The organism is Fructilactobacillus sp. YLN 2412, assembly GCF_059488745.1.
Genome location: NZ_CM183165.1, coordinates 95,208 through 122,206, shown reverse-complemented (window position 1 = coordinate 122,206; position 26,999 = coordinate 95,208). Strand labels below are relative to the sequence as shown.

Below are 26,999 nucleotides of genomic sequence, written 5' to 3'. Positions count from 1 at the left end.
CATTATGACTAGAAAATGGGAAACAATCGAAAACGATTACCAAGATATTTTATTTGAAAGAACTGGAAAAATTGCCAAAATCACCATCAATCGTCCAGAAGTTCGAAATGCTTTTACACCTGTGACAGTAGAAGAAATGATTGACGCATTTGCACGTTGTCGAGATGATTCAACCATTGGTGCTATTATTTTAACCGGACAAGGAGATCTCGCCTTTTGTTCCGGTGGCGATCAAGGTGTCCGTGGCAATGGTGGTTACGTTGGTAAAGATCGCATTCCCCGCTTAAACGTGCTTGATTTACAACACTTAATTCGTATCATTCCTAAACCAGTAATTGCGATGGTTCGGGGTTGGTCAGTCGGTGGCGGAAATGTATTACAACTAGTTTGTGACATCACCATTTCAGCTGACAACGGTAAATTTGCGCAGTCAGGTCCTAAAGTTGGTAGTTTCGATGGTGGTTACGGGGCTGGTTTATTAGCGGATACTATTGGAATGAAACGAGCTAAAGAAGTCTGGTTTATGTGTAAAACTTATACTGCCAAAGAGGCTTATGATATGGGCTGGATTAATAAAGTTGTCCCCTTAGCTGATGTTGAAAAAGAAACTTTAGAATGGTGTGATACGATGTTGAAACGTTCGCCAATGTCGCTTCGTCTAATTAAAGCTTCCATGAACGCCGCTACCGATGGTTTAGCTGGGATTCAACAATTAGCTGGTGACTCTACTTTGCTTTACTATACCAGTGACGAAGCCAAAGAAGGTCGAGATGCTTTTATGGAAAAGCGCGATCCAAACTTCGACCAGTTCCCTAAATTCCCTTAAAGAAGGTTTGTTCAATGGATAATTGGCTGAAAAAACGAGCTTTATTAACCCCAAAGCGAATGGCACTTTCTTTTAAACAACAAAGCTGGACTTTTAGAGAATTAAATCAACAAGTGATTGAAGTTTGTAATCATTTAGTAGGAACTAACATCCAAAAATTACAACGGGTAGCTATTTTAGGAAACAACACTCCCCAACTTTATTTCACCATTCTAGCTCTGCAACAACTGAGCATCGAGATTGTTTTTATTAATAAGAATTTGGCACTGCCTGAAATTAATTATCAGCTTCAAGACGCTCAAATTAGTTTATTAATTTATGCAGATGAGTTTCAAAACAAACTACAAAAATTAGACTCAGTAACTTTAATGTCATTAAATAATTTAATGACAGCAAAACCCAGTGATGCAGCTGACTTTATTAAATCGGAATTTGATTTAAACCAAGTTACTAGCATTATGTACACGTCTGGAACAACTGGAAAACCTAAGGGAGTTTTACAAACTTATCGTAATCATTGGTCTAGTGCAATTGGTGCTGATTTGAATTTACCAGTCACTGAGAAAGATATTTGGATTTGTACCGTTCCGTTATTTCACATTAGTGGTTTTTCAATTATGATGCGAAGTTTAATTTATGGTATGAGTGTTCGACTTTATGATCATTTTGATGAAGAATCAATTAATCATGATCTAATTATAGGAACTGGGACCATTATCTCAGTGGTTCCTTATATGCTCAAAAAATTGTTATCACAAAAAAGCGAACCATATAGTTCTCACTTTTCTTATATGTTGCTTGGTGGTGGTGAGATTGACCTTGCAACTTTACAGACTTGTCGCGATGAACAAATCAATGTGATTCAATCATATGGGATGACGGAAACCGCCTCACAAGTGGTAGCGTTAAATCCAACCGACGCTATTCGTAAAATTGGTTCGGTTGGAAAGCCCTTATTTCCAGTTAGTTTAAAAATTGATGATAGTACCGTCCCAAAGCAAGTTGGACAAGTCTTATTAAAAGCCGATAATATCTCACCTGGTTATCTCAATGAAACTAAGAACAATCAATTTACTTCTGATGGTTGGTTTAAAACTGGTGATTTGGGTTACTTAGATTCAGCTGGCTTTCTTTACCTTAAAAGTCGTTTATCTGAATTAATCATTTCTGGCGGAGAAAATATTTATCCCCGTGAAGTAGAAACCGTCATTAACCAATTCCCAGGAATAGTTGAGTCAGCGGTCGTTGGAAAAACAAATTCAACGTGGGGTTCTGTCCCAGTGGCGTTTATAATTACAAACGGTGGTATTAATCAGCAACAACTTTACGATTATTTAATCTCTAAAATGGCTAAGTATAAAGTTCCAAAACAGTTTATTTTAATAGATGAATTACCCAAAACGCATAACGGAAAGATACGTCGGAAATTGTTACAATCTAAAATTTGATTAGAAAAAACTGAAATGAAACAAAAACAAGTCAGCTCTCAAACATTGAGAACTGGCCTGTTTAGTTTGGAAATTCGATTAAGATATTCAGCATCTCAGTAAATGGTTTTTCTAGCTGAAAACTATTCTTTAAGTTTGAAAAATCAGTTTGTGCTTGATGGTACAAGTTAGCTGTTTGACTTGGGTCATCGTTTTGATAAGTCTGTAATAAATTTGTCATCAATGCTTCAAATGACTCTAAATTATCTAAATCTTGATTAATAACATTCAAACAATCCTGCATTGACGTTCCTTTATAGCTCATCTTTGTGACAAAATCGAAAGTTGGCTTGTACTTATCATCAATATAATTTAACTGATCCTTAAAGTTAGTAAGATTAGTTTTTAAATCTAAATTAATGGCTTTAATTTTTGCAGCTGCAATCCGCGTATCACTATTTTTTTCACTAAATAAAATCTCTAACTGATTACCAGCATCCGTAATCGCACTCACAGTTGTGGCCGAATTTTTAAAGTCATTATAAAGATCTTTTTTATTGTTCAATTGCCAATCCAAAATATAATGATTAATAGCCTTTTGTCGATCCAGATTAGTTTGCGTGCCAACCGTTACATAATACGAAATTGAAGCGGCAATCAAAGATCCTGTAACTGCTCCAATAATTTCGCCCGCATAATCAATCCAATCCGACTCATTAGGCAACTCAAACCATAAGAATAATGTAACTAATAAAATGACAGCTAAAAAAATAGCAAAGGTAATCACAAATGTGACTGGAAAAACTCCAGTTGCTTTTTTTCGATACAAAAACCACATGATAAAAACACCGATAATAAATCCGAAAATACTAGCGGTTAAATATAACATCACAATCCCCCTAATTCATTTCATCATTATACCAATCACATAAACGGTTTTCTATCCATCAAAGTAAACTTCTACTATACTAGAGTTAATCTAATTACTTTATGTAAGAGAATATCAAAATGAATAATAGACGCATTTATGATTGTCAAAACAGCTTATAGTTTAGTTAATCAAATAACAAAGGAGATCGATTATGTCACAAAAAATGAATGCTATTGGTTACACAAAATATTTACCTATCTCAGACGCAAAAAGTTTATTTAGTTTCGAAACAGAATTAAAAACTCCGCAACCACATGATTTAGTTGTAAAAGTCGAGGCAGTTTCAGTAAATCCTGTTGATATTTTTACTCGTCGTGGTCAAAAAACAGCTTTACCTGAGCCAAAGATAATCGGTTATGATGCTTATGGAACCGTTGAAACAGTCGGTACAGAAACTAGCCTATTTCAAAAGGGAGATCATGTTTTTTATGCTGGATCGTATATTCGTCCTGGCAGCGATAGTGAATACCAATTGGTCGACGAACGAATTGTTGGACATGCTCCAAAAAGTCTCACTCCTAAAGAAAGTGCAGCCATGCCTCTCACTAGTTTAACTGCCTGGGAATGCCTTTTTGAACAACTTGAGATTGATTTTAATGCTTACAAAAATAATCAAGCTAAAAGTATTTTAATTATTAACGGCTCTGGTGGTGTCGGTTCAGTTGCTACTCAGCTGGCTAATTTAGCTGGTTTACAAGTCATTGCTACCGCTGGAAATGAAAAATCAAAGAAATGGGAAGTACAACATGGTGCCAAATACGTAGTTGATTATCATCATGATTTAATCAAACAAATTCATCAGCTTGGTTTTGAATATGTTGATTATATCTTAGATCTTAAAAATCTGGATGCTTACTGGTCAATTATCACAAAATTAATTGCTCCTTTTGGCCACATCGCATCTATCACAGGTAGTGGTAAGGATATGAATTTTGCTCCTTTGAAACAAAAAGCAGTCACATTTGCTTGGGAATGGATGTTTGCTAAATCATATTTTGAAACACCTAATATGATTACACAACACGAAATTCTTGATAAAATCAGCAATTTACTTGATGAAGGAAAATTAAAAAATACATTAACCAAATCATTCACACCTATAAATGCTGAAAACTTACGGAAAGCTACTGCATTAGTCGAAGATGGTCATATGATTGGGAAAGTAACAGTAAGTAATAAATAATGAACCTAAAAAAATCCTTAACTATCACCAGTAGTTAAGGATTTTGTGTTACATTCATCTTTATTAAAAATTTTAATCTCAAAAACAATTTATTAATTAAATTGAGCAGCCATCACCGTCACAACTTTTACCTTTACCAGCTTGATCTAAAGGTTTTGGCTTAATATTTTGCTGTTCAGCAAAAACTTGGTTAAGGGCTTGTTCAAACAATTCAACTGGCTGAGCACCTGAAATCGTGTATTTATCATTAATTAAGTAAAATGGGACTCCAGTAATACCAAGTTGGTGGGCTCTGGCTTCGTCTGCTCGAACTGCATCACCAAATTCATCAGAACTCAATACCTTATCAATCTCATCTGTATTAGTAAGACCGACCGCTTGAGCATGACGTTTTAAAACATCAGTGTCGGAGACATCTTCACCTTCGCTTAAATAAGCAGTCTTTAAACTCTTATCCAATGTCAAGTCAAGATTAAATCTCTGAGCATAATGAAGCAAACGATGTGCCATAAAGGTATTAGTAGGCTTAGCCTGTTTCCAGTCAAAATCCAAACCGACTTGTTTTAAACTAGCTGCCAACTTCTCTTGACTGGCTGCTGCTTGTTCTTCTGGAACATGATACTTATGCGCTACCATCTGTACAAGGGTATCATCTCCAGGTTGATACTTAGGTGCATTAGGGTCTAGTTCAAAGGAATGTAGACGCAACTCTACATCCTTTTCATGATGCGTCTTTTTAATCGCATTTTCTAAACGAGCTGCCCCAAGGTAACAAAAAGGACAAATCACATCCGACCAAATATCAATTTTAATCATAATTCCACACTTTCTATATACTTATTTAAAGTTAGTACATAATTATAGCTCTTTATGAAAGTCGGAAGCAATTTATTGGCTTATTTTCTCATCATATAAACGGTTCTTTGCGAATTGTCTAACCAGTTCTTATCGTTCAATTCACTTAATGGAATTTCTTGAGGCTTGATAGTTAATTTACCAGTGGCAATCAACTCAGCCAATTTTTTAAATTGATTTGCGTAAGCCGCGTTTGAAAAACTGCCTAAACCACTTCCCACTAACGAAAGATTAATCGAACGTAAAACTGATCCGAACAACTCTGAACTGCGTCCTGCCATGTTTCCAATCTCAATCCAATTTAACTCTTTACTATGATCCGATCGAGCTGGCAAAATATTTTGCAAATAATTTTGGGTAACATCACCCCACAAATAATCTAAAACTACATCAACGTTAGCGGTTTTTAATAATTCATTCTTTAAAATGTCGGGGTCGTCCAATAGAGAGATAACTTCAGTAGCACCAAGTTTCTTAACATCTGCTAATTTTTCACGATTCCGTCCTACTCCAATAATCTGACGAGCGCCTAAATATTTAGCAATCTGTACTGCCATTTTACCTGCTTCACCAGTTACACCCATAATTAAAATATCTTTTCCAGTTAAATCACCAACTCGTAAAACTAATGCCATCCATGACGACATTGCTGGATTCATCCCAGCAGCTACTTGACCCATTTGCTGTTGGGTAATATCACTTGGTAACGCAACAATTTGCTTAGTAGGTGCAACAGTTTGTTCGGCAATCGATCCATGGTTCCCATCAAAATCAAAAAAATAGACTGGCTTTCCATTAGTCAAACGGCCAACCCCATCGACACCTGGTACAAAAGGAAACTTAGTTGTACTAGAATAGTGTGATCCGTTTGCTCGTCCTCGCACTAAATTATAAACAGCTGCAGCCTCAACATTAATTAGTTTTTCATCGGCGGATGCTGTTGGCGCTGTAAAATTAGCTAATTTGGGATAATGATTAAAATCAGTCACAACGGCTGCTTTAATATCTGTCATAAAAAATATCTCCACTTCTTTTGGTTAATTCATTACTTGTAATATATAATTAAGTATAACTATCAAAAAATATATTACAAGTAATGAATTTTGGAGAAATTATGAGAGAAACAGAATTAAAACAAATTAAAAGTTTAATCCGTGATTTTCACAGTAATCAAAGCCAATTTAAAAAAAATTTTTGGAAAGAATTACAGTTGCAATGTTCACCAACAGCATATGAAAAATTAAAGCAGTTGCATCTCTCTCATTCTGCCATTCAAGTTTTAAGTTATGTTAGTCAAGGAAACAATGGAACTCTAGCTTATAAAAAATTATTACAACAAGTAGATTTTTCACAAGGAATGCTATCACGTCATGTAAAAAAACTCACTGATAATGAATTACTAAAAAAATCTTACCATTCTAACAATCATAAAGAAGTTTTTCTAAAAGTAAGTAACTTAGGACGAGTAGTTGCCAGAGTTCATGATTCAGTGCATAAAACTGAAACTATTAGTGAAATGAAACGTTTAGCTGATTTTACTAATCAAGATTTAAAAATAACTCGAAAAGTTCTCACTGCTCTCAAAAAAGCAAATTAAGGTTATAATAATGGAAAGATTATCGATTTATGTTCGTCATTTACTGAAAGTTTTCAACATGTAGGAGATAATGTTACTATATATATCTAACCCATAATTAAATTAAAGGAGCACTAATAAATGAACAACGAAACAGTTGGAAGCCGAACTGGAAATAATGTCGGTAAAGTAATCGTTAACGTAGTTGATAAAAACGGTCAAATATTAACTCCACCAGAAGAATATCAAGGAATGCCAGGAACTGCTTTTTACATTGATATTCCTGATTTAAATGGATACATAGTTCAAGGATTAAGTGGTGATTCAACCACACTTAGTTATCTAACTGATGCATCTTTTAAAAGAAATGTCAGTTATCCCGCCAATTTAGGAAATGTAGTTGCAGTATCTCCTAATGGTACAGCAGCTGGGACCTTTGGCAGAGGAACTTTAACCTATAATTTAGTTTATGCTCCTTATGTCCAAGCACAGCCAGTTAATCCCACTCCCGTCCAACAACAAACTCAATCCCAGGCTGCTGCTCCTCGTAAACAAAAACATCACTGGTTTCGTTGGATTGTCATCATTCTTTTAATCATCATCATCTTGAGTGTTTGGGGATTATATAATGCTGGTAAAAATGCTCAACAACAAGTTAAACAAAATCCAGTTGTTGTAAAAAACTATAATACTAAACCTAGTAATAACAATGGCAATAGTAATTCTAGTAATGGTAATAACGATGACAATAGTAATAATTCGGACAATCAACAAGCACAACATGCCATTGACAATGCTAAACAACAAATCGAACAACATATTGACCAAAATAATAACAACATGCTGCAACAAATCACTACTGCCATTCAAGATGGTTTTAATATGATTGCTGCACGTATTCAAGCTTTCTTTCAAGGATTCTAAATCTATCAATTAAGTCGTCACATTCGGACAGTAACTGTTCAAATGTGACGATTTTTTTATTCAACCAATGCTACACTAACAACCATAGAAGTTAATAGTAAATGGTCGTCAAGTCGCAAAAAATTACCATCCAGTCCAGTAATTTTGCCCACTAAATCATTAATTTTCAACTCACCATCGCGATATGCACAAATTTGAACGGAAACTTTTCGTTCTTTAATCATTGCGATTTTAATTACCTCGCTAATTGTTGCTGCACTCATTTGTTCATGCAAATGCCGAGTTTTATTTTCGTGATATCTTTTTTTAATTGTATTGATGTGTTGCGTATGATCCGATAAAAAATATCCCTGCCATTTCTTTAATCCTCGATCATGATAATCATGTTTAAAAAATGCTGCTACATCTTTCTCTTCCAACAAACACCCTTCTTTATTAATCGTTATTCATAACTATTCCCGCCTTGATGACCGCCTACTAAGCCAGCTCTTTGGATAGCTGTTGCACCACTTTCTAAACTATCAGCATAAACTAACGATGTTGTCCCGAACTTTTGGATAATCTGATCTTTAACCTGATTCAGTTGATTCCGTTTGATAATAGTCTGATTATCCACAAATAAGTTCAGCTGATTACCACACTTGGGTCGCAACTTTCCATAGTCAATCATCACATTTCGAATCGTTTCCCCATGCCAATATTCACGAAACATTTTCACCAATTGTTTAGCAATTAATAATCCATCATCCGTGGCTTCAATCTTCATGGAATGAGCAAATCCACGGGCTTCGCTTTTCTCTTTTTGGGCAAAAGAAAACCCAATGGACAAACTAATCCGCGATATTTGCAACCCATGGAAACGAATCCGTGATGCAACTTGTTCAGCCATCTCTTTAATCACAACTTCAATCTCTTCCTGCTTAACATAATCGCGTGGTAGCACCTGACCATTACTGTAACTGCGCTCTTGCGGCTTTAACTGCTGTTTCATGTTACTACGATCAATTCCCCAAGCAGTTGCAAAAATTTGGGTGCCAATCACACCTAATTTTTCCTTAAGCAAATATGGATTAGCATGCGCTAGGTCATTAACTGTATAAATTCCTAACGAGTTTAATCGTTGTTCCATATGTTTGCCAATTCCACAAATGTCCGTTAGGTGTTCAATCGACCAAATTTTTTGCGGCACCGAATCGTAATGAATCTCACCCATCAGCTCGTGATCATGTTTTGCATAAATATCTAATGCTAACTTAGCCTGCATCGGATTATCGCCAATCCCAACGGTAGTATATAAACCAAGACGGTTGCGGACTGCTAGCTGGATTTTGCGAGCAACTTCTCGAACCGATTTTCCAAATAACTTCCAAGAATGGGTCATATCAATTAGCGATTCATCAATCGAATATGGCAAAATATCTGTTTCAGCTGCAAATTCAGCGAAAATTTGATTAATCTGTAAATTGCGTTTTATGTATAAATTCATCCGAGGTGGAACAATCAGCAACCGTTTATCATTTGGTAAATCATATTGACGAGTAACATTACTAATTCCAAATAACTTTTTAGCACGCGGTGAAGATGCTAAAACTAATCCTCCACCTGTATTAGCCTGTTGCGACATCACCACTAAAATCGACTTCAGTGGATTTAATTTGCGTTCAACACTCTCACAACTAGCATAGAACGACTTATTATCAATAAAAAAATAAACTCCGTGCGGCTCATCTGAATAATCCATGTATATCATCTCCATTACCAAACGTGTGTTCGTATATAAGGAATGATACTATTATTCACATATTTTGTAAATATTAATTGTTTAAAAAATAAAAATGCCGTTTCCCGTAGAAAACGACATTTATTAATTATTTTTAACGATTTTCTTTCATGTAATCAATTAAAGCACGGCCAGTAAAGGAATCAAGTTCTTTTTCAGATCCCTCAGGAACGCCGCTATACAAAACATTTCCACCATAAATTCCGGCACCAGGTCCCATATCAATTAACCAGTCCGATTGACTAATGACCTCAAGATTATGCTCAACTAAAATCAAACTATCACCGTTCTTAACCATTCGGTGAAACAAATCAACCAACCGCTGCGTATCTTTCATATGCAAACCGGCTGTTGGTTCATCTAAAAAGTAAGTCTGTGACTTTTCACCTAAAGTTTGTGCTAACCGCAATCGTTGTAATTCACCACCGGAAACCGTAGTCAATGCTTGGTCTAGGCCTAAATAACCTAGTCCAACTTCGCGCATCCGTTCTAATGGTTGTGCAATATCAGGTTCGTCTGAGAAGAATTTTTGAGCGTCATCAACTGAAAGTGCCAACACATCAGCAATATCCTTGCCATTATATTTATACTGCAAAGCTTCTTGACTATAACGTTTACCACCACACAGCTCACAAACTTGTTCAACTGGATCCATGAAAGCCATATCAGTGATCGTGACACCCTTCCCTTTACAACGGGGACAAGCACCTTTTCCATTATAACTAAATAGCTGCGTTGAAACATCGTTTTGTTTTGCAAATAAACGACGGATAGGATTTAAAATCCCCAAATATGTGACTGGAGTGGACCGAATACTAATACCTGCCTGTTTCTGCGTCAAATCAACATAGTTACCATTCATCTTGTTTTTCAAAGCTGTAGCTAATGAACTTTTACCAGACCCAGCGACTCCAGAAAAGACAGTCATAATACCCATTGGAACTTTTACACTCACATCTTGAATATTATGCAGTTTAACGTGTTCCAGCGAAATAAATTTCTTAGGCTTTTTAGGTTTAGCAAAGAAATGCTTTTTACGCAGCCATTCACCAGTTAACGTATCAGAATCCTTTAGTTCTGGGAAAGTACCTTGAAAAGTTATTTTACCACCATCAGACCCAGATTTAGGTCCAACCTCTACTACATGATCGGCAATTGAAAAGATTTCAGGATTATGATCAACCACGAAAATAGTATTTCCTTTTTCTTTCAAACTAATTAAAGCTTTTTTGATTAATTGAATATCATGTGGATGGAGTCCCACACTGGGTTCGTCAAAGACATACAAGATATCTGACAATGCATTCGTTAAATGCTTAGCAATCTTAATTCGTTGTACTTCTCCCCCGGATAAAGTGCTAGTCGTTCGATCCAAAGTCAAATAGCCTAACCCAATATCAACTAATGGCTGAATTTTAGTTTCCAAGCTTCGAACAATTTCATCACCTAATTTGTCAGTAATAGAATCCAAGAAATCCAAGAATTGAACTAGATTCATCTTCGAAGCTTGATCAATATTAACATCCTTAATTTTGACACTTAAAGCACGTTGGTTAAGACGGGAACCGTGACAAACTGGACATTCGCGCTGTGAAAAAACTTCTTCAATAGCTGCTTTATGATGCTTTCCTTCAGAACTATGCAAAATTGAACGGACAATTCGTGGAACCACTCCTTCATAATCCGAACTCTTAAATTCTTTAGGAGAATGTGGAAATGGTTGTTTAGGCGCATGCATCAATAATTCATATTCTTCTGGAGTGTAATCTTTAATTAACTTGTCATTATCAAATAACCCAGAATCTCCATATCTTCGCCAACGCCAGCTTTTAGGTTTAAAACTAACAAAGGTTAAGGCCCCATTATTCAATGACTTATTGGGATCAATCAATTTACTCTCATCAATGTCATCTACGTAGCCTAGACCTTGACAATGCGGACACATTCCTTGAGGTAAATTAAATGAAAAAACTTCGGAATATCCAACAAAACGATCCCCAATTCGAGAAAAAAGCAATCGTAATAGCGAATAAACCCCCGTATACGTAGCAAGCGTTGAGCGGGAATTTCCCGTCAGCTGCTTTTGTTCAATCGCGATGGCAACTGGGAGATTTTTGATATCACCTACATCCGGCTGACCGTATTTAGGCAAGTATTGCTGACTAAAACTAGGAAAAGTTTCATTTAGTTCCCGTCGCGACATAGCCGCAATTGTATCAAATACCAGCGATGATTTACCAGATCCTGATTCACCCAAAAAGACAGTAATTTCATGCTTAGGTAATTTGATGTCAACGTGTTTTAAGTTATTCTGGTGTGCATCTGCAACTTCAATTTGATTGCGATAATAATTATCTTCCATTTTAAAAACTCCTTGCTAGTCCTGTGCTAAAAGTTTCTTACGGTTCTCAATCATAACTGCTGCCATAGAAATAATGATTAAAGAACCGGAAACTGCAAATAAAATCGGGTAATTAAACCATTCGACCATAATACCGCCAAATAAAGGCCCAACTGCTCGTCCAAACGACATAAAAATATTGAACATTCCTTGATATTTACCTTTTTGCTTGGCATCAGCCAAACTATCAATCCAAGCAGGAATAGCTGGCAAACCGTTCATCTCGCCAAAAGTTAAAATCACCATAATAATAATAAATGATACATATTGCTTCGCCCAAATCAACATAAAAAATGTCAGGGCAAACACAATAACTCCAAAACTAATTTGCCGCACCATTTTAAAATTAGTCCCGATTCGATTAATAATCGGCTGTCCAAAGACAATTAACAAACCGTTGATAGGCCAAATCATACTATATTTTTCAAAAGAAATATGAAGCTGTCCCATGTGAACTGGCATTACACTTTCCCACAATGTGTAACTCATATAAATAAAAAATACCATGGTACAAATTAACCAGATTAGCTTTGGATTGGCAGTCTTTTGTGGTCCCATATCTACATCGCTCTCACTATCTTGATTAATCGTAGATTGTGATTTTTGAAAATCTACATTAAACTCAAAAATAGTCATGATTAATAGAATAACGTAAAATGAGGTGGCTACTGTGAAAACCGTGGCAATTCCAAATTTTAACAAATATCCAACTGCTGCTGTTCCAATCACAACTCCCAAATTAATACCAATATAAAGAGAATTAAATACATGACGAGTGCTGGTAGATTGAACTTTAGCAGCATATGAATTCAATAAAGTCAGACTAGATCCTTCTCCTAATCCATAAACAAAGAGCATGATAGCAAAAATTGGCCAACCATGTGAAAATATTAGAACTACTAAGGCGATTAGCGAAATAAAAATACTAATCAATGCTGTTTTATACGGAGACCAGCGATCAAATAAAATCCCGCCGAGATAATTCCCCAAAACCATAAAGCACGACATGATAAACAGTACAATTCCTGCAACTGTTAGTGATTCGTGCAAAGTATCATGCATGTAGACAGTTGTTAACGGCCACATCAGCGATGCCCCGGAATTTAGTAGTAGTGAGTATACTAAAACCGCAGTTAAACTGATTTCTGAACGTTTTTTTAGTTTCAATCAATCATCTCCTTAAGTAATACTCCAATACTTTCATTTTCGCACAATTAAGTACTTTTAAAAAGATAATTGTGTCAATGATTAGTATTAATCTCAATCGGTTTCTACTATAATCAATGTATATATAATCGACTAATTTCATTAACTGAAAGGAAGCAAATTATGATTCATATTGTTACAGATTCAACCGCTCAATTAACTCCAGAAGAAATCAAAGAAAATGATGTTCACGTTGTTCCACTTCAAATTAATTTTGAGGGAAAAACTTATGAGGATAACGTTGATATCACTAGAAAACAATTTTCTGAAATGCTGAGTGATGATGAAACAGAATTTCCTCAAACAAGCCAGCCGTCATTAGGTCAATTCATCAAAGTCTATGAAGATATTTTAAAAGACGATCCAGATGGTTCAATCATTTCAATCCATCTTTCTCATGTATTGAGCGGAACCGTTGAAACTGCTAATACTGCTGCCCAACAAGTCGATGGAGATATTCGAGTTATTGATAGTCAATCAACTGACCGTGGATTGGGTTTTGAAATTTTAAAAGCTGGGGAATTAATTAGAGCTGGAAAAACCTTAGATGAAGTCGAAGCAGGTGTAAAAGCCTTTATTCCACAAATTACCCTCTATGTCTTTGTTAACAGTTTAGATTACTTAGTAAAAGGTGGTCGTGCCAATCGTGCAGTGGGCTTTATTTCATCTTTGATCAAACTAAAACCAGTTCTACAAATGAAAGATGATAAATTAGTTTTCGCAGCTAAATGTCGTGGTTCAAAAAAACTAACCAAGTTTAGAGATGAGATTACTGATCAATTAATTGCTGACAAATCTGTAAAACGGGTTGGTTTGTCATATGTTGATTCAGATAAAGATGTGAAAGAAATTGCTGCTAAAATTAATAAAGAACGTCCTGATATTCAAGTTCTAGTTCGTCTAACCAGTCCAATTATTATGACCCACGTAGGTCCCGGCGGATTTGCAATCATTTACGAATAAAAATAGAATTAAATTTTATTTTCGTATTTTAGTTTAATAAGTTAATAACAAATAAAGAGATCGAATTCATTTCTGAATTCGATCTCTTTCAATTAAAACATAATTCAATTATTACTATTTTAAATTTATAGCAACGTAATTGTAAAAATATAAAACAAAAAGCGCCTGAATTCATAAAGGATTCAGACGCTTTTGTAATCTATTAAAATGTTACTTATTTATTAATAGTATTTAACAAATAATCAAACTTAATTAATTCACGCTTTATTATTTGTCTTCTTTTTTCTTTCTTCGTTTACCAAGGCCTAAGAGAGCCATGATAGCAAGAATCGTAGTACCAACAGAACTCATGAATCCGGTTGATGAGTCTTGTCCAGTTTGTGGTAAGTTAGTCTTTTTATTCTTAGCAGACTTGTTAACACTTGCTGAATTCAATTCATTACCATTTACTGATGCATTTTGATCTGATTGAGTTTCAGAAGCATTTGATACTCCACTCTTATCAGTAGATGCAGAAGATTCTGAGCTTAAAGTACTTTGGGAAGCACTTGCTGAGACACTTGTTGAAATCGAGACACTGGCACTTGTGCTCTTAGATGCCTTTGAACTTGAAGTACTTGTTGAGACACTAGTAGATGTACTCGTTGAAGCTGAGGCACTGGTACTTGTACTCTTAGATGCCTTTGAACTTGAAGTACTTACTGAGACACTAGTAGATGTACTCATGGAAGCTGATGAACTAGCACTTTCTGAACTTGAAGTACTGGTTGAGGTACTATCACTTGCTGCCGAGTTGCTTGCTGATTTTGCTGCTGAGTTACTAGTGCTATCTGATGCTGATGCACTATCAGAAACACTTGTGGAAGCTGATGCACTATCACTAACAGAGCTTGATTCACTAGCACTGGAATTGCTGTCACTAGCTTGTGATTCACTATCCGACTGTGATGCTCTACTAGTTGAGGCACTTGCTGATTCACTCTTCGAAGTACTTTCGCTATCTGAAATACTGGTTGACGCACTTGCTGATTCAGTCGTTGATTCAGACCCATGGTCTGAAGCTGACTTACTGCTTGAAGCACTGTCTGAGCTTGATGCTGAAGTACTTGCTGATTCTGATCCGCTATTTACAGTGGATTCACTATCACTGGTACTCTTTGCGTCCGATGAACTCGTTGAGGCTGAAGCTGAAGTACTATTTGAACCATTACTGTCTTTTCCAGATGCTGAAGTACTTACTGATTCACTGGTACTCTTTGCTGCAGAATCACTAGCACTGGCACTTGTGGAAGCTGACTTGCTTGCACTTTCTGAATCTGTCCCTGATCCACTCATGGAAGCTGATTTGCTTTCACTCTTTCTTGTGGAATCACTGATAGATGTACTCATGGAAGCACTGTCACTGGCACTTGTGGAAGCGTTCGAACCTGAAGTACTTACTGATTCACTCATGGAAGTACTATCACTAGCACTTGTTGAGTCGTTTGAACTTGAAGTACTGGTTGAGGCACTATCACTTGCTGCCGAGTTGCTTGCTGATTTTGCTGCTGAGTTACTAGTACTATCTGATGCTGATGCACTATCAGAAACACTTGTGGAAGCTGATGCACTATCACTAACAGAGCTTGATTCACTAGCACTGGAATTGCTGTCACTAGCTTGTGATTCACTATCCGACTGTGATGCTCTACTAGTTGAGGCACTTGCTGATTCACTCTTCGAAGTACTTTCGCTATCTGAAATACTGGTTGACGCACTTGCTGATTCAGTCGTTGATTCAGACCCATGGTCTGAAGCTGACTTACTGCTTGAAGCACTGTCTGAGCTTGATGCTGAAGTACTTGCTGATTCTGATCCGCTATTTACAGTGGATTCACTATCACTGGTACTCTTTGCGTCCGATGAACTCGTTGAGGCTGAAGCTGAAGTACTATTTGAACCATTACTGTCTTTTCCAGATGCTGAAGTACTTACTGATTCACTGGTACTCTTTGCTGCAGAATCACTAGCACTGGCACTTGTGGAAGCTGACTTGCTTGCACTTTCTGAATCTGTCCCTGATCCACTCATGGAAGCTGATTTGCTTTCACTCTTTCTTGTGGAATCACTGATAGATGTACTCATGGAAGCACTGTCACTGGCACTTGTGGAAGCGTTCGAACCTGAAGTACTTACTGATTCACTCATGGAAGTACTATCACTAGCACTTGTTGAGTCGTTTGAACTTGAAGTACTGGTTGAGGCACTATCACTTGCTGCCGAGTTGCTTGCTGATTTTGCTGCTGAGTTACTAGTACTATCTGATGCTGATGCACTATCAGAAACACTTGTGGAAGCTGATGCACTATCACTAACAGAGCTTGATTCACTAGCACTGGAATTGCTGTCACTAGCTTGTGATTCACTATCCGACTGTGATGCTCTACTAGTTGAGGCACTTGCTGATTCACTCTTCGAAGTACTTTCGCTATCTGAAATACTGGTTGACGCACTTGCTGATTCAGTCGTTGATTCAGACCCATGGTCTGAAGCTGACTTACTGCTTGAAGCACTGTCCGAGCTTGATGCTGAAGTACTTGCTGATTCTGATCCGCTATTTACAGTGGATTCACTATCACTGGTACTCTTTGCGTCCGATGAACTCGTTGAGGCTGAAGCTGAAGTACTATTTGAACCATTACTGTCTTTTCCAGATGCTGAAGTACTTACTGATTCACTGGTACTCTTTGCTGCAGAATCACTAGCACTGGCACTCGTGGAAGCTGACTTGCTTGCACTTTCTGAATCTGTCCCTGATCCACTCATGGAAGCTGATTCGCTTTCACTCTTTCTTGTGGAATCACTGATAGATGTACTCATGGAAGCACTGTCACTGGCACTTGTGGAAGCATTCGAACCTGAAGTACTTACTGATTCACTCATGGAAGTACTATCACTAGCACTTGTTGAGGCATTGGAACTTGAAGTACTGGTTGAGGCACTATCACTTGCTGCCGAGTTGCTTGCTGATTTTGCTGCTGAGTTACTAGTGCTATCTGATGCTGATGCACTATCAGAAACACTTGTGGAAGCTGATGCACTATCACTAACAGAGCTTGATTCACTAGCACTGGAATTGCTTTCACTAGCTTGTGATTCACTATCCGACTGTGATGCTCTACTAGTTGAGGCACTCGCTGATTCACTCTTCGAAGTACTTTCGCTATCTGAAATACTGGTTGACGCACTTGCTGATTCAGTCGTTGATTCAGACCCATGGTCTGAAGCTGACTTACTGCTTGAAGCACTGTCCGAGCTTGATGCTGAAGTACTTGCTGATTCTGATCCGCTATTTACAGTGGATTCACTATCACTGGTACTCTTTGCGTCCGATGAACTCGTTGAGGCTGAAGCTGAAGTACTATTTGAACCATTACTGTCTTTTCCAGATGCTGAAGTACTTACTGATTCACTGGTACTCTTTGCTGCAGAATCACTAGCACTGGCACTTGTGGAAGCTGACTTGCTTGCACTTTCTGAATCTGTCCCTGATCCACTCATGGAAGCTGATTCGCTTTCACTCTTTCTTGTGGAATCACTGATAGATGTACTCATGGAAGCACTGTCACTGGCACTTGTGGAAGCGTTCGAACCTGAAGTACTTACTGATTCACTCATAGAAGTACTATCACTAGCACTTGTTGAGGCATTAGAACTTGAAGTACTGGTTGAGGCACTATCACTAGCAGTTGAAGTACTTTCAGATCTAGCTTTTGAAGCACTCTCACTATCTGAAGTTGATGCACTTGCTGACACACTATCAGAGACACTCGTGGAAGCTGATGCACTATCACTAACAGAGCTTGATTCACTGGCACTGGAATTGCTGTCACTAGCTTGTGATTCACTATCCGACTGTGATGCTCTACTAGTTGAGGCACTTGCTGATTCACTCTTCGAAGTACTTTCGCTATCTGAAATACTGGTTGACGCACTTGCTGATTCAGTCGTTGATTCAGACCCATGGTCTGAAGCTGACTTACTGCTTGAAGCACTGTCCGAGCTTGATGCTGAAGTACTTGCTGATTCTGATCCGCTATTTACAGTGGATTCACTATCACTGGTACTCTTTGCGTCCGATGAACTCGTTGAGGCTGAAGCTGAAGTACTATTTGAACCATTACTGTCTTTTCCAGATGCTGAAGTACTTACTGATTCACTGGTACTCTTTGCTGCAGAATCACTAGCACTGGCACTCGTGGAAGCTGACTTGCTTGCACTTTCTGAATCTGTCCCTGATCCACTCATGGAAGCTGATTCGCTTTCACTCTTTCTTGTGGAATCACTGATAGATGTACTCATGGAAGCACTGTCACTGGCACTTGTGGAAGCATTCGAACCTGAAGTACTTACTGATTCACTCATGGAAGTACTATCACTAGCACTTGTTGAGGCATTGGAACTTGAAGTACTGGTTGAGGCACTATCACTTGCTGCCGAGTTGCTTGCTGATTTTGCTGCTGAGTTACTAGTGCTATCTGATGCTGATGCACTATCAGAAACACTTGTGGAAGCTGATGCACTATCACTAACAGAGCTTGATTCACTAGCACTGGAATTGCTGTCACTAGCTTGTGATTCACTATCCGACTGTGATGCTCTACTAGTTGAGGCACTTGCTGATTCACTCTTCGAAGTACTTTCGCTATCTGAAATACTGGTTGACGCACTTGCTGATTCAGTCGTTGATTCAGTCGTTGATTCAGACCCATGGTCTGAAGCTGACTTACTGCTTGAAGCACTGTCCGAGCTTGATGCTGAAGTACTTGCTGATTCTGATCCGCTATTTACAGTGGATTCACTATCACTGGTACTCTTTGCGTCCGATGAACTCGTTGAGGCTGAAGCTGAAGTACTATTTGAACCATTACTGTCTTTTCCAGATGCTGAAGTACTTACTGATTCACTGGTACTCTTTGCTGCAGAATCACTAGCACTGGCACTCGTGGAAGCTGACTTGCTTGCACTTTCTGAATCTGTCCCTGATCCACTCATGGAAGCTGATTCGCTTTCACTCTTTCTTGTGGAATCACTGATAGATGTACTCATGGAAGCACTGTCACTGGCACTTGTGGAAGCGTTCGAACCTGAAGTACTTACTGATTCACTCATGGAAGTACTATCACTAGCACTTGTTGAGTCGTTTGAACTTGAAGTACTGGTTGAGGCACTATCACTTGCTGCCGAGTTGCTTGCTGATTTTGCTGCTGAGTTACTAGTGCTATCTGATGCTGATGCACTATCAGAAACACTTGTGGAAGCTGATGCACTATCACTAACAGAGCTTGATTCACTAGCACTGGAATTGCTGTCACTAGCTTGTGATTCACTATCCGACTGTGATGCTCTACTAGTTGAGGCACTTGCTGATTCACTCTTCGAAGTACTTTCGCTATCTGAAATACTGGTTGACGCACTTGCTGATTCAGTCGTTGATTCAGTCGTTGATTCAGACCCATGGTCTGAAGCTGACTTACTGCTTGAAGCACTGTCCGAGCTTGATGCTGAAGTACTTGCTGATTCTGATCCGCTATTTACAGTGGATTCACTATCACTGGTACTCTTTGCGTCCGATGAACTCGTTGAGGCTGAAGCTGAAGTACTATTTGAACCATTACTGTCTTTTCCAGATGCTGAAGTACTTACTGATTCACTGGTACTCTTTGCTGCAGAATCACTAGCACTGGCACTTGTGGAAGCTGACTTGCTTGCACTTTCTGAATCTGTCCCTGATCCACTCATGGAAGCTGATTCGCTTTCACTCTTTCTTGTGGAATCACTGATAGATGTACTCATGGAAGCACTGTCACTGGCACTTGTGGAAGCGTTCGAACCTGAAGTACTTACTGATTCACTCATAGAAGTACTATCACTAGCACTTGTTGAGGCATTAGAACTTGAAGTACTGGTTGAGGCACTATCACTAGCAGTTGAAGTACTTTCAGATCTAGCTTTTGAAGCACTCTCACTATCTGAAGTTGATGCACTTGCTGACACACTATCAGAGACACTCGTGGAAGCTGATGCACTATCACTAACAGAGCTTGATTCACTGGCACTGGAATTGCTGTCACTAGCTTGTGATTCACTATCCGACTGTGATGCTCTACTAGTTGAGGCACTTGCTGATTCACTCTTCGAAGTACTTTCGCTATCTGAAATACTGGTTGACGCACTTGCTGATTCAGTCGTTGATTCAGACCCATGGTCTGAAGCTGACTTACTGCTTGAAGCACTGTCCGAGCTTGATGCTGAAGTACTTGCTGATTCTGATCCGCTATTTACAGTGGATTCACTATCACTGGTACTCTTTGCGTCCGATGAACTCGTTGAGGCTGAAGCTGAAGTACTATTTGAACCATTACTGTCTTTTCCAGATGCTGAAGTACTTACTGATTCACTGGTACTCTTTGCTGCAGAATCACTAGCACTGGCACTCGTGGAAGCTGACTTGCTTGCACTTTCTGAATCTGTCCCTGATCCACTCATGGAAGCTGATTCGCTTTCACTCTTTCTTGTGGAATCACTGATAGATGTACTCATGGAAGCACTGTCACTGGCACTTGTGGAAGCATTCGAACCTGAAGTACTTACTGATTCACTCATGGAAGTACTATCACTAGCACTTGTTGAGGCATTGGAACTTGAAGTACTGGTTGAGGCACTATCACTTGCTGCCGAGTTGCTTGCTGATTTTGCTGCTGAGTTACTAGTGCTATCTGATGCTGATGCACTATCAGAAACACTTGTGGAAGCTGATGCACTATCACTAACAGAGCTTGATTCACTAGCACTGGAATTGCTTTCACTAGCTTGTGATTCACTATCCGACTGTGATGCTCTACTAGTTGAGGCACTCGCTGATTCACTCTTCGAAGTACTTTCGCTATCTGAAATACTGGTTGACGCACTTGCTGATTCAGTCGTTGATTCAGACCCATGGTCTGAAGCTGACTTACTGCTTGAAGCACTGTCCGAGCTTGATGCTGAAGTACTTGCTGATTCTGATCCGCTATTTACAGTGGATTCACTATCACTGGTACTCTTTGCGTCCGATGAACTCGTTGAGGCTGAAGCTGAAGTACTATTTGAACCATTACTGTCTTTTCCAGATGCTGAAGTACTTACTGATTCACTGGTACTCTTTGCTGCAGAATCACTAGCACTGGCACTTGTGGAAGCTGACTTGCTTGCACTTTCTGAATCTGTCCCTGATCCACTCATGGAAGCTGATTCGCTTTCACTCTTTCTTGTGGAATCACTGATAGATGTACTCATGGAAGCACTGTCACTGGCACTTGTGGAAGCGTTCGAACCTGAAGTACTTACTGATTCACTCATAGAAGTACTATCACTAGCACTTGTTGAGGCATTAGAACTTGAAGTACTGGTTGAGGCACTATCACTAGCAGTTGAAGTACTTTCAGATCTAGCTTTTGAAGCACTCTCACTATCTGAAGTTGATGCACTTGCTGACACACTATCAGAGACACTAGTGGAAGCTGATGCACTATCACTAACAGAGCTTGATTCACTAGCACTGGAATTGCTGTCACTAGCTTGTGATTCACTATCCGACTGTGATGCTCTACTAGTTGAGGCACTTGCTGATTCACTCTTCGAAGTACTTTCGCTATCTGAAATACTGGTTGACGCACTTGCTGATTCAGTCGTTGATTCAGACCCATGGTCTGAAGCTGACTTACTGCTTGAAGCACTGTCCGAGCTTGATGCTGAAGTACTTGCTGATTCTGATCCGCTATTTACAGTGGATTCACTATCACTGGTACTCTTTGCGTCCGATGAACTCGTTGAGGCTGAAGCTGAAGTACTATTTGAACCATTACTGTCTTTTCCAGATGCTGAAGTACTTACTGATTCACTGGTACTCTTTGCTGCAGAATCACTAGCACTGGCACTCGTGGAAGCTGACTTGCTTGCACTTTCTGAATCTGTCCCTGATCCACTCATGGAAGCTGATTCGCTTTCACTCTTTCTTGTGGAATCACTGATAGATGTACTCATGGAAGCACTGTCACTGGCACTTGTGGAAGCATTCGAACCTGAAGTACTTACTGATTCACTCATGGAAGTACTATCACTAGCACTTGTTGAGGCATTGGAACTTGAAGTACTGGTTGAGGCACTATCACTTGCTGCCGAGTTGCTTGCTGATTTTGCTGCTGAGTTACTAGTGCTATCTGATGCTGATGCACTATCAGAAACACTTGTGGAAGCTGATGCACTATCACTAACAGAGCTTGATTCACTAGCACTGGAATTGCTGTCACTAGCTTGTGATTCACTATCCGACTGTGATGCTCTACTAGTTGAGGCACTTGCTGATTCACTCTTCGAAGTACTTTCGCTATCTGAAATACTGGTTGACGCACTTGCTGATTCAGTCGTTGATTCAGTCGTTGATTCAGACCCATGGTCTGAAGCTGACTTACTGCTTGAAGCACTGTCCGAGCTTGATGCTGAAGTACTTGCTGATTCTGATCCGCTATTTACAGTGGATTCACTATCACTGGTACTCTTTGCGTCCGATGAACTCGTTGAGGCTGAAGCTGAAGTACTATTTGAACCATTACTGTCTTTTCCAGATGCTGAAGTACTTACTGATTCACTGGTACTCTTTGCTGCAGAATCACTAGCACTGGCACTCGTGGAAGCTGACTTGCTTGCACTTTCTGAATCTGTCCCTGATCCACTCATGGAAGCTGATTCGCTTTCACTCTTTCTTGTGGAATCACTGATAGATGTACTCATGGAAGCACTGTCACTGGCACTTGTGGAAGCGTTCGAACCTGAAGTACTTACTGATTCACTCATGGAAGTACTATCACTAGCACTTGTTGAGTCGTTTGAACTTGAAGTACTGGTTGAGGCACTATCACTTGCTGCCGAGTTGCTTGCTGATTTTGCTGCTGAGTTACTAGTGCTATCTGATGCTGATGCACTATCAGAAACACTTGTGGAAGCTGATGCACTATCACTAACAGAGCTTGATTCACTAGCACTGGAATTGCTGTCACTAGCTTGTGATTCACTATCCGACTGTGATGCTCTACTAGTTGAGGCACTTGCTGATTCACTCTTCGAAGTACTTTCGCTATCTGAAATACTGGTTGACGCACTTGCTGATTCAGTCGTTGATTCAGTCGTTGATTCAGACCCATGGTCTGAAGCTGACTTACTGCTTGAAGCACTGTCCGAGCTTGATGCTGAAGTACTTGCTGATTCTGATCCGCTATTTACAGTGGATTCACTATCACTGGTACTCTTTGCGTCCGATGAACTCGTTGAGGCTGAAGCTGAAGTACTATTTGAACCATTACTGTCTTTTCCAGATGCTGAAGTACTTACTGATTCACTGGTACTCTTTGCTGCAGAATCACTAGCACTGGCACTTGTGGAAGCTGACTTGCTTGCACTTTCTGAATCTGTCCCTGATCCACTCATGGAAGCTGATTCGCTTTCACTCTTTCTTGTGGAATCACTGATAGATGTACTCATGGAAGCACTGTCACTGGCACTTGTGGAAGCGTTCGAACCTGAAGTACTTACTGATTCACTCATAGAAGTACTATCACTAGCACTTGTTGAGGCATTAGAACTTGAAGTACTGGTTGAGGCACTATCACTAGCAGTTGAAGTACTTTCAGATCTAGCTTTTGAAGCACTCTCACTATCTGAAGTTGATGCACTTGCTGACACACTATCAGAGAAACTCGTGGAAGCTGATGCACTATCACTAACAGAGCTTGATTCACTGGCACTGGAATTGCTGTCACTAGCTTGTGATTCACTATCCGACTGTGATGCTCTACTAGTTGAGGCACTTGCTGATTCACTCTTCGAAGTACTTTCGCTATCTGAAATACTGGTTGACGCACTTGCTGATTCAGTCGTTGATTCAGACCCATGGTCTGAAGCTGACTTACTGCTTGAAGCACTGTCCGAGCTTGATGCTGAAGTACTTGCTGATTCTGATCCGCTATTTACAGTGGATTCACTATCACTGGTACTCTTTGCGTCCGATGAACTCGTTGAGGCTGAAGCTGAAGTACTATTTGAACCATTACTGTCTTTTCCAGATGCTGAAGTACTTACTGATTCACTGGTACTCTTTGCTGCAGAATCACTAGCACTGGCACTCGTGGAAGCTGACTTGCTTGCACTTTCTGAATCTGTCCCTGATCCACTCATGGAAGCTGATTCGCTTTCACTCTTTCTTGTGGAATCACTGATAGATGTACTCATGGAAGCACTGTCACTGGCACTTGTGGAAGCATTCGAACCTGAAGTACTTACTGATTCACTCATGGAAGTACTATCACTAGCACTTGTTGAGGCATTGGAACTTGAAGTACTGGTTGAGGCACTATCACTTGCTGCCGAGTTGCTTGCTGATTTTGCTGCTGAGTTACTAGTGCTATCTGATGCTGATGCACTATCAGAAACACTTGTGGAAGCTGATGCACTATCACTAACAGAGCTTGATTCACTAGCACTAGAATTGCTGTCACTAGCTTGTGATTCACTATCCGACTGTGATGCTCTACTAGTTGAGGCACTTGCTGATTCACTCTTCGAAGTACTTTCGCTATCTGAAATACTGGTTGACGCACTTGCTGATTCAGTCGTTGATTCAGACCCATGGTCTGAAGCTGACTTACTGCTTGAAGCACTGTCCGAGCTTGATGCTGAAGTACTTGCTGATTCTGATCCGCTATTTACAGTGGATTCACTATCACTGGTACTCTTTGCGTCCGATGAACTCGTTGAGGCTGAAGCTGAAGTACTATTTGAACCATTACTGTCTTTTCCAGATGCTGAAGTACTTACTGATTCACTGGTACTCTTTGCTGCAGAATCACTAGCACTGGCACTCGTGGAAGCTGACTTGCTTGCACTTTCTGAATCTGTCCCTGATCCACTCATGGAAGCTGATTCGCTTTCACTCTTTCTTGTGGAATCACTGATAGATGTACTCATGGAAGCACTGTCACTGGCACTTGTAGAAGCGTTCGAACCTGAAGTACTTACTGATTCACTCATGGAAGTACTATCACTAGCACTTGTTGAGGCATTGGAACTTGAAGTACTGGTTGAGGCACTATCACTTGCTGCCGAATTACTTTCAGATCTAGCTTTTGAAGCACTTATACTATCAGAAACTGATGCACTTTCAGAATCTGAATCACTCTTACTACTTGAACCACTTACCGAAGTACTCGTTGATTCAGAATCACTCTTGCTACTTGAGTCACTTATCGAAGTACTCGTTGATTCCGAGTCGCTAGTACTCGTTGAAGTGGAAGTACTTACTGATGAAGCACTATCACTTACTGATTTACTTACGGAAGCTGAATTACTGGTACTAGTTGAAGCTGATTTACTCAAGCTTGCCGAAGTACTTTCACTATCTGAAGTACTCTCAGAAGCACTCGTGGAAACACTTTCACTATCAGAGTCTGATTCAGACCGTGGGTCTGAGCTTGACTTACTCATGGAAGCACTGTCTGATTCTGATGCTGATTTACTTGCAGAATCACTGGTACTCTTTTCAGTTGAGGTACTGATACTTGTGCTAATTGAAGCACTGTCTGAGCTTGAAGCACTTGCTGAAGTACTTTCTGAACCGGTATTGCTTTGGTTTGAAGTGGAAGTACTTGCGGATTCGGAAGTACTCTTTGCTGCAGAATCTGAATCACTGGCACTCGTGGAAGCTGACTTGCTTGTACTTTCTGAGTCAGTTCCTGAACCACTCTTAGATGCTGAGTCACTTTCACTATGCACAGTTGAAGTACTGTCACTATCGCTTGCTGAAGCACTATCACTTGCATTTGATGAAGATGTTGACTTCGATCCACTAGTTGAAGCACTGTCTGAAATACTTGTGCTTGCACTATTTGATTCAGCAGATGTGGACTTGCTTGCGGAGTTACTATCAGTTGATACTGAGGTACTTTCTGATCTTTCTTTTGAAGCGCTTATACTATCAGAAACTGATGCACTTTCAGAATCTGAATCACTCTTACTACTTGAGCCACTTACGGAAGTACTCGTTGATTCCGAGTCGCTCTTGCTACTTGAGTCACTTACCGAAGTACTCGTTGATTCCGAGTCGCTAGTACTCGTTGAAGTGGAAGTACTTACTGATGAAGCACTATCACTTACTGATTTACTTACGGAAGCTGAATCACTGGTACTAGTTGAAGCTGATTTACTCAAGCTTGCCGAAGTACTTTCACTATCTGAGCTACTCTCGGAAGCACTCGTGGAAACACTTTCACTATCAGAGTCTGATTCAGACCGTGGGTCTGAGCTTGACTTACTCATGGAAGCACTGTCTGATTCTGATGCTGATTTACTTGCAGAATCACTGGTACTCTTTTCAGTTGAGGTACTGATACTTGTACTAATTGAAGCACTGTCTGAGCTTGAAGCACTTGCTGAAGTACTTTCTGAACCGGTATTGCTTTGGTTTGAAGTGGAAGTACTTGCGGATTCGGAAGTACTATTTGCTGCAGAATCTGAATCACTGGCACTCGTGGAAGCTGACTTGCTTGTACTTTCTGAGTCAGTTCCTGAACCACTCTTAGATGCTGAGTCACTTTCACTATGCACAGTTGAAGTACTGTCACTATCGCTTGCTGAAGCACTATCACTTGCATTTGATGAAGATGTTGACTTCGATTCACTAGTTGAAGCACTGTCTGAAATACTTGTGCTTGCACTATTTGATTCAGCAGATGTGGACTTGCTTGCGGAGTCACTATCAGTTGATACTGAGGTACTTTCTGATCTTTCTTTTGAAGCACTTATACTATCAGAAACTGATGCACTTTCAGAATCTGAATAACTCTTACTACTTGAAGT

Annotated in this window: 15 protein-coding genes; 7 read left to right on the top strand and 8 right to left on the bottom strand. The window is 39.4% G+C overall.

Features of this window, described 5'->3' with window-relative positions; genetic code table 11:
• The first annotated feature begins 4 nt into the window (after positions 1-4).
• The gene (gene menB, locus AC0GLR_RS00485) at positions 5-826 is read left to right on the top strand and encodes a 1,4-dihydroxy-2-naphthoyl-CoA synthase (RefSeq protein WP_495604876.1); all 822 of its coding nucleotides are present in this window, start codon (positions 5-7) and stop codon (positions 824-826) included.
• 14 nt (positions 827-840) lie between these two features.
• Positions 841-2,274 carry an o-succinylbenzoate--CoA ligase gene (locus AC0GLR_RS00480; protein ID WP_495604875.1) on the top strand — a complete coding sequence of 478 codons (1,434 nt, stop codon included), beginning with the start codon at positions 841-843 and terminating at the stop codon, positions 2,272-2,274.
• A 61-nt stretch (positions 2,275-2,335) separates the two neighbouring features.
• Here AC0GLR_RS00480 and AC0GLR_RS00475 read toward each other — a convergent pair whose 3' ends face one another.
• Positions 2,336-3,142 carry a hypothetical protein gene (locus tag AC0GLR_RS00475; RefSeq protein WP_495604874.1) on the bottom strand — a complete coding sequence of 269 codons (807 nt, stop codon included), beginning with the start codon at positions 3,140-3,142 and terminating at the stop codon, positions 2,336-2,338.
• A gap of 193 nt (positions 3,143-3,335) precedes the next feature.
• Here AC0GLR_RS00475 and AC0GLR_RS00470 point away from each other — a divergent pair, with 193 nt between their 5' ends.
• A complete protein-coding gene (locus tag AC0GLR_RS00470; protein WP_495604873.1) occupies positions 3,336-4,367 on the top strand; it encodes a zinc-binding alcohol dehydrogenase family protein in 1,032 nt (343 codons plus the stop codon).
• 96 nt (positions 4,368-4,463) lie between these two features.
• Here AC0GLR_RS00470 and AC0GLR_RS00465 read toward each other — a convergent pair whose 3' ends face one another.
• Both AC0GLR_RS00465 and AC0GLR_RS00460 read right to left on the bottom strand, forming a co-directional pair.
• Positions 4,464-5,183, bottom strand: a complete 720-nt coding sequence (locus tag AC0GLR_RS00465) for a DsbA family oxidoreductase (RefSeq protein ID WP_495604872.1) — start codon at positions 5,181-5,183, stop codon at positions 4,464-4,466.
• Between the two features lie 80 nt (positions 5,184-5,263).
• Entirely contained in the window at positions 5,264-6,235 is a 972-nt protein-coding gene (locus AC0GLR_RS00460) for a quinone oxidoreductase family protein (protein ID WP_495604871.1), read from the bottom strand.
• Between the two features lie 101 nt (positions 6,236-6,336).
• Between AC0GLR_RS00460 and AC0GLR_RS00455 the strand changes: the two genes are divergently transcribed.
• Positions 6,337-6,819, top strand: coding sequence for a winged helix DNA-binding protein (locus tag AC0GLR_RS00455; protein ID WP_495604870.1), 483 nt, complete (start codon positions 6,337-6,339; stop codon positions 6,817-6,819).
• 120 nt (positions 6,820-6,939) lie between these two features.
• Positions 6,940-7,722 (top strand): hypothetical protein, encoded by a 783-nt coding sequence (locus AC0GLR_RS00450; RefSeq protein WP_495604869.1) that lies wholly within the window; start codon positions 6,940-6,942, stop codon positions 7,720-7,722.
• A 56-nt stretch (positions 7,723-7,778) separates the two neighbouring features.
• Here AC0GLR_RS00450 and AC0GLR_RS00445 read toward each other — a convergent pair whose 3' ends face one another.
• The 4 genes from AC0GLR_RS00445 to AC0GLR_RS00430 form a co-directional block, all read right to left on the bottom strand.
• Complete coding sequence (locus tag AC0GLR_RS00445; RefSeq protein ID WP_495604868.1) at positions 7,779-8,141, bottom strand: hypothetical protein; 363 nt, start codon at positions 8,139-8,141, stop codon at positions 7,779-7,781.
• 23 nt (positions 8,142-8,164) lie between these two features.
• A complete protein-coding gene (locus AC0GLR_RS00440) occupies positions 8,165-9,463 on the bottom strand; it encodes a Y-family DNA polymerase (RefSeq protein ID WP_495604867.1) in 1,299 nt (432 codons plus the stop codon).
• Between the two features lie 133 nt (positions 9,464-9,596).
• Positions 9,597-11,864, bottom strand: coding sequence for an ATP-binding cassette domain-containing protein (locus AC0GLR_RS00435; protein WP_495604866.1), 2,268 nt, complete (start codon positions 11,862-11,864; stop codon positions 9,597-9,599).
• 15 nt (positions 11,865-11,879) lie between these two features.
• Positions 11,880-13,070 (bottom strand): MDR family MFS transporter, encoded by a 1,191-nt coding sequence (locus AC0GLR_RS00430; protein ID WP_495604865.1) that lies wholly within the window; start codon positions 13,068-13,070, stop codon positions 11,880-11,882.
• A gap of 162 nt (positions 13,071-13,232) precedes the next feature.
• Here AC0GLR_RS00430 and AC0GLR_RS00425 point away from each other — a divergent pair, with 162 nt between their 5' ends.
• Positions 13,233-14,072: a DegV family protein gene (locus tag AC0GLR_RS00425; RefSeq protein WP_495604864.1), complete on the top strand. Its 840-nt coding sequence runs from the start codon at positions 13,233-13,235 to the stop codon at positions 14,070-14,072.
• A 267-nt stretch (positions 14,073-14,339) separates the two neighbouring features.
• Here the strand turns inward: AC0GLR_RS00425 and AC0GLR_RS00420 are convergent, their stop codons facing one another.
• Entirely contained in the window at positions 14,340-14,507 is a 168-nt protein-coding gene (locus AC0GLR_RS00420) for an LPXTG cell wall anchor domain-containing protein (protein WP_495605389.1), read from the bottom strand.
• A 151-nt stretch (positions 14,508-14,658) separates the two neighbouring features.
• On the opposite strand from AC0GLR_RS00420, the gene AC0GLR_RS00415 reads away from it, so the two are divergent.
• Positions 14,659-26,982 (top strand): hypothetical protein, encoded by a 12,324-nt coding sequence (locus AC0GLR_RS00415; protein ID WP_495604863.1) that lies wholly within the window; start codon positions 14,659-14,661, stop codon positions 26,980-26,982.
• The last annotated feature ends 17 nt before the right edge of the window (positions 26,983-26,999 follow it).

What these genes read in the sequence shown, in the direction of transcription:
- AC0GLR_RS00475 (WP_495604874.1), bottom strand. Translation starts at nt 3,142, where the DNA reads ATGTTATATTTAACCGCTAGTATTTTCGGATTTATTATCGGTGTTTTT.
- AC0GLR_RS00465 (WP_495604872.1), bottom strand. Translation starts at nt 5,183, where the DNA reads ATGATTAAAATTGATATTTGGTCGGATGTGATTTGTCCTTTTTGTTAC.
- AC0GLR_RS00480 (WP_495604875.1), top strand. Translation starts at nt 841, where the DNA reads ATGGATAATTGGCTGAAAAAACGAGCTTTATTAACCCCAAAGCGAATG.
- AC0GLR_RS00450 (WP_495604869.1), top strand. Translation starts at nt 6,940, where the DNA reads ATGAACAACGAAACAGTTGGAAGCCGAACTGGAAATAATGTCGGTAAA.
- AC0GLR_RS00435 (WP_495604866.1), bottom strand. Translation starts at nt 11,864, where the DNA reads ATGGAAGATAATTATTATCGCAATCAAATTGAAGTTGCAGATGCACAC.
- AC0GLR_RS00470 (WP_495604873.1), top strand. Translation starts at nt 3,336, where the DNA reads ATGTCACAAAAAATGAATGCTATTGGTTACACAAAATATTTACCTATC.
- AC0GLR_RS00455 (WP_495604870.1), top strand. Translation starts at nt 6,337, where the DNA reads ATGAGAGAAACAGAATTAAAACAAATTAAAAGTTTAATCCGTGATTTT.
- AC0GLR_RS00460 (WP_495604871.1), bottom strand. Translation starts at nt 6,235, where the DNA reads ATGACAGATATTAAAGCAGCCGTTGTGACTGATTTTAATCATTATCCC.
- menB (WP_495604876.1), top strand. Translation starts at nt 5, where the DNA reads ATGACTAGAAAATGGGAAACAATCGAAAACGATTACCAAGATATTTTA.
- AC0GLR_RS00440 (WP_495604867.1), bottom strand. Translation starts at nt 9,463, where the DNA reads ATGGATTATTCAGATGAGCCGCACGGAGTTTATTTTTTTATTGATAAT.
- AC0GLR_RS00425 (WP_495604864.1), top strand. Translation starts at nt 13,233, where the DNA reads ATGATTCATATTGTTACAGATTCAACCGCTCAATTAACTCCAGAAGAA.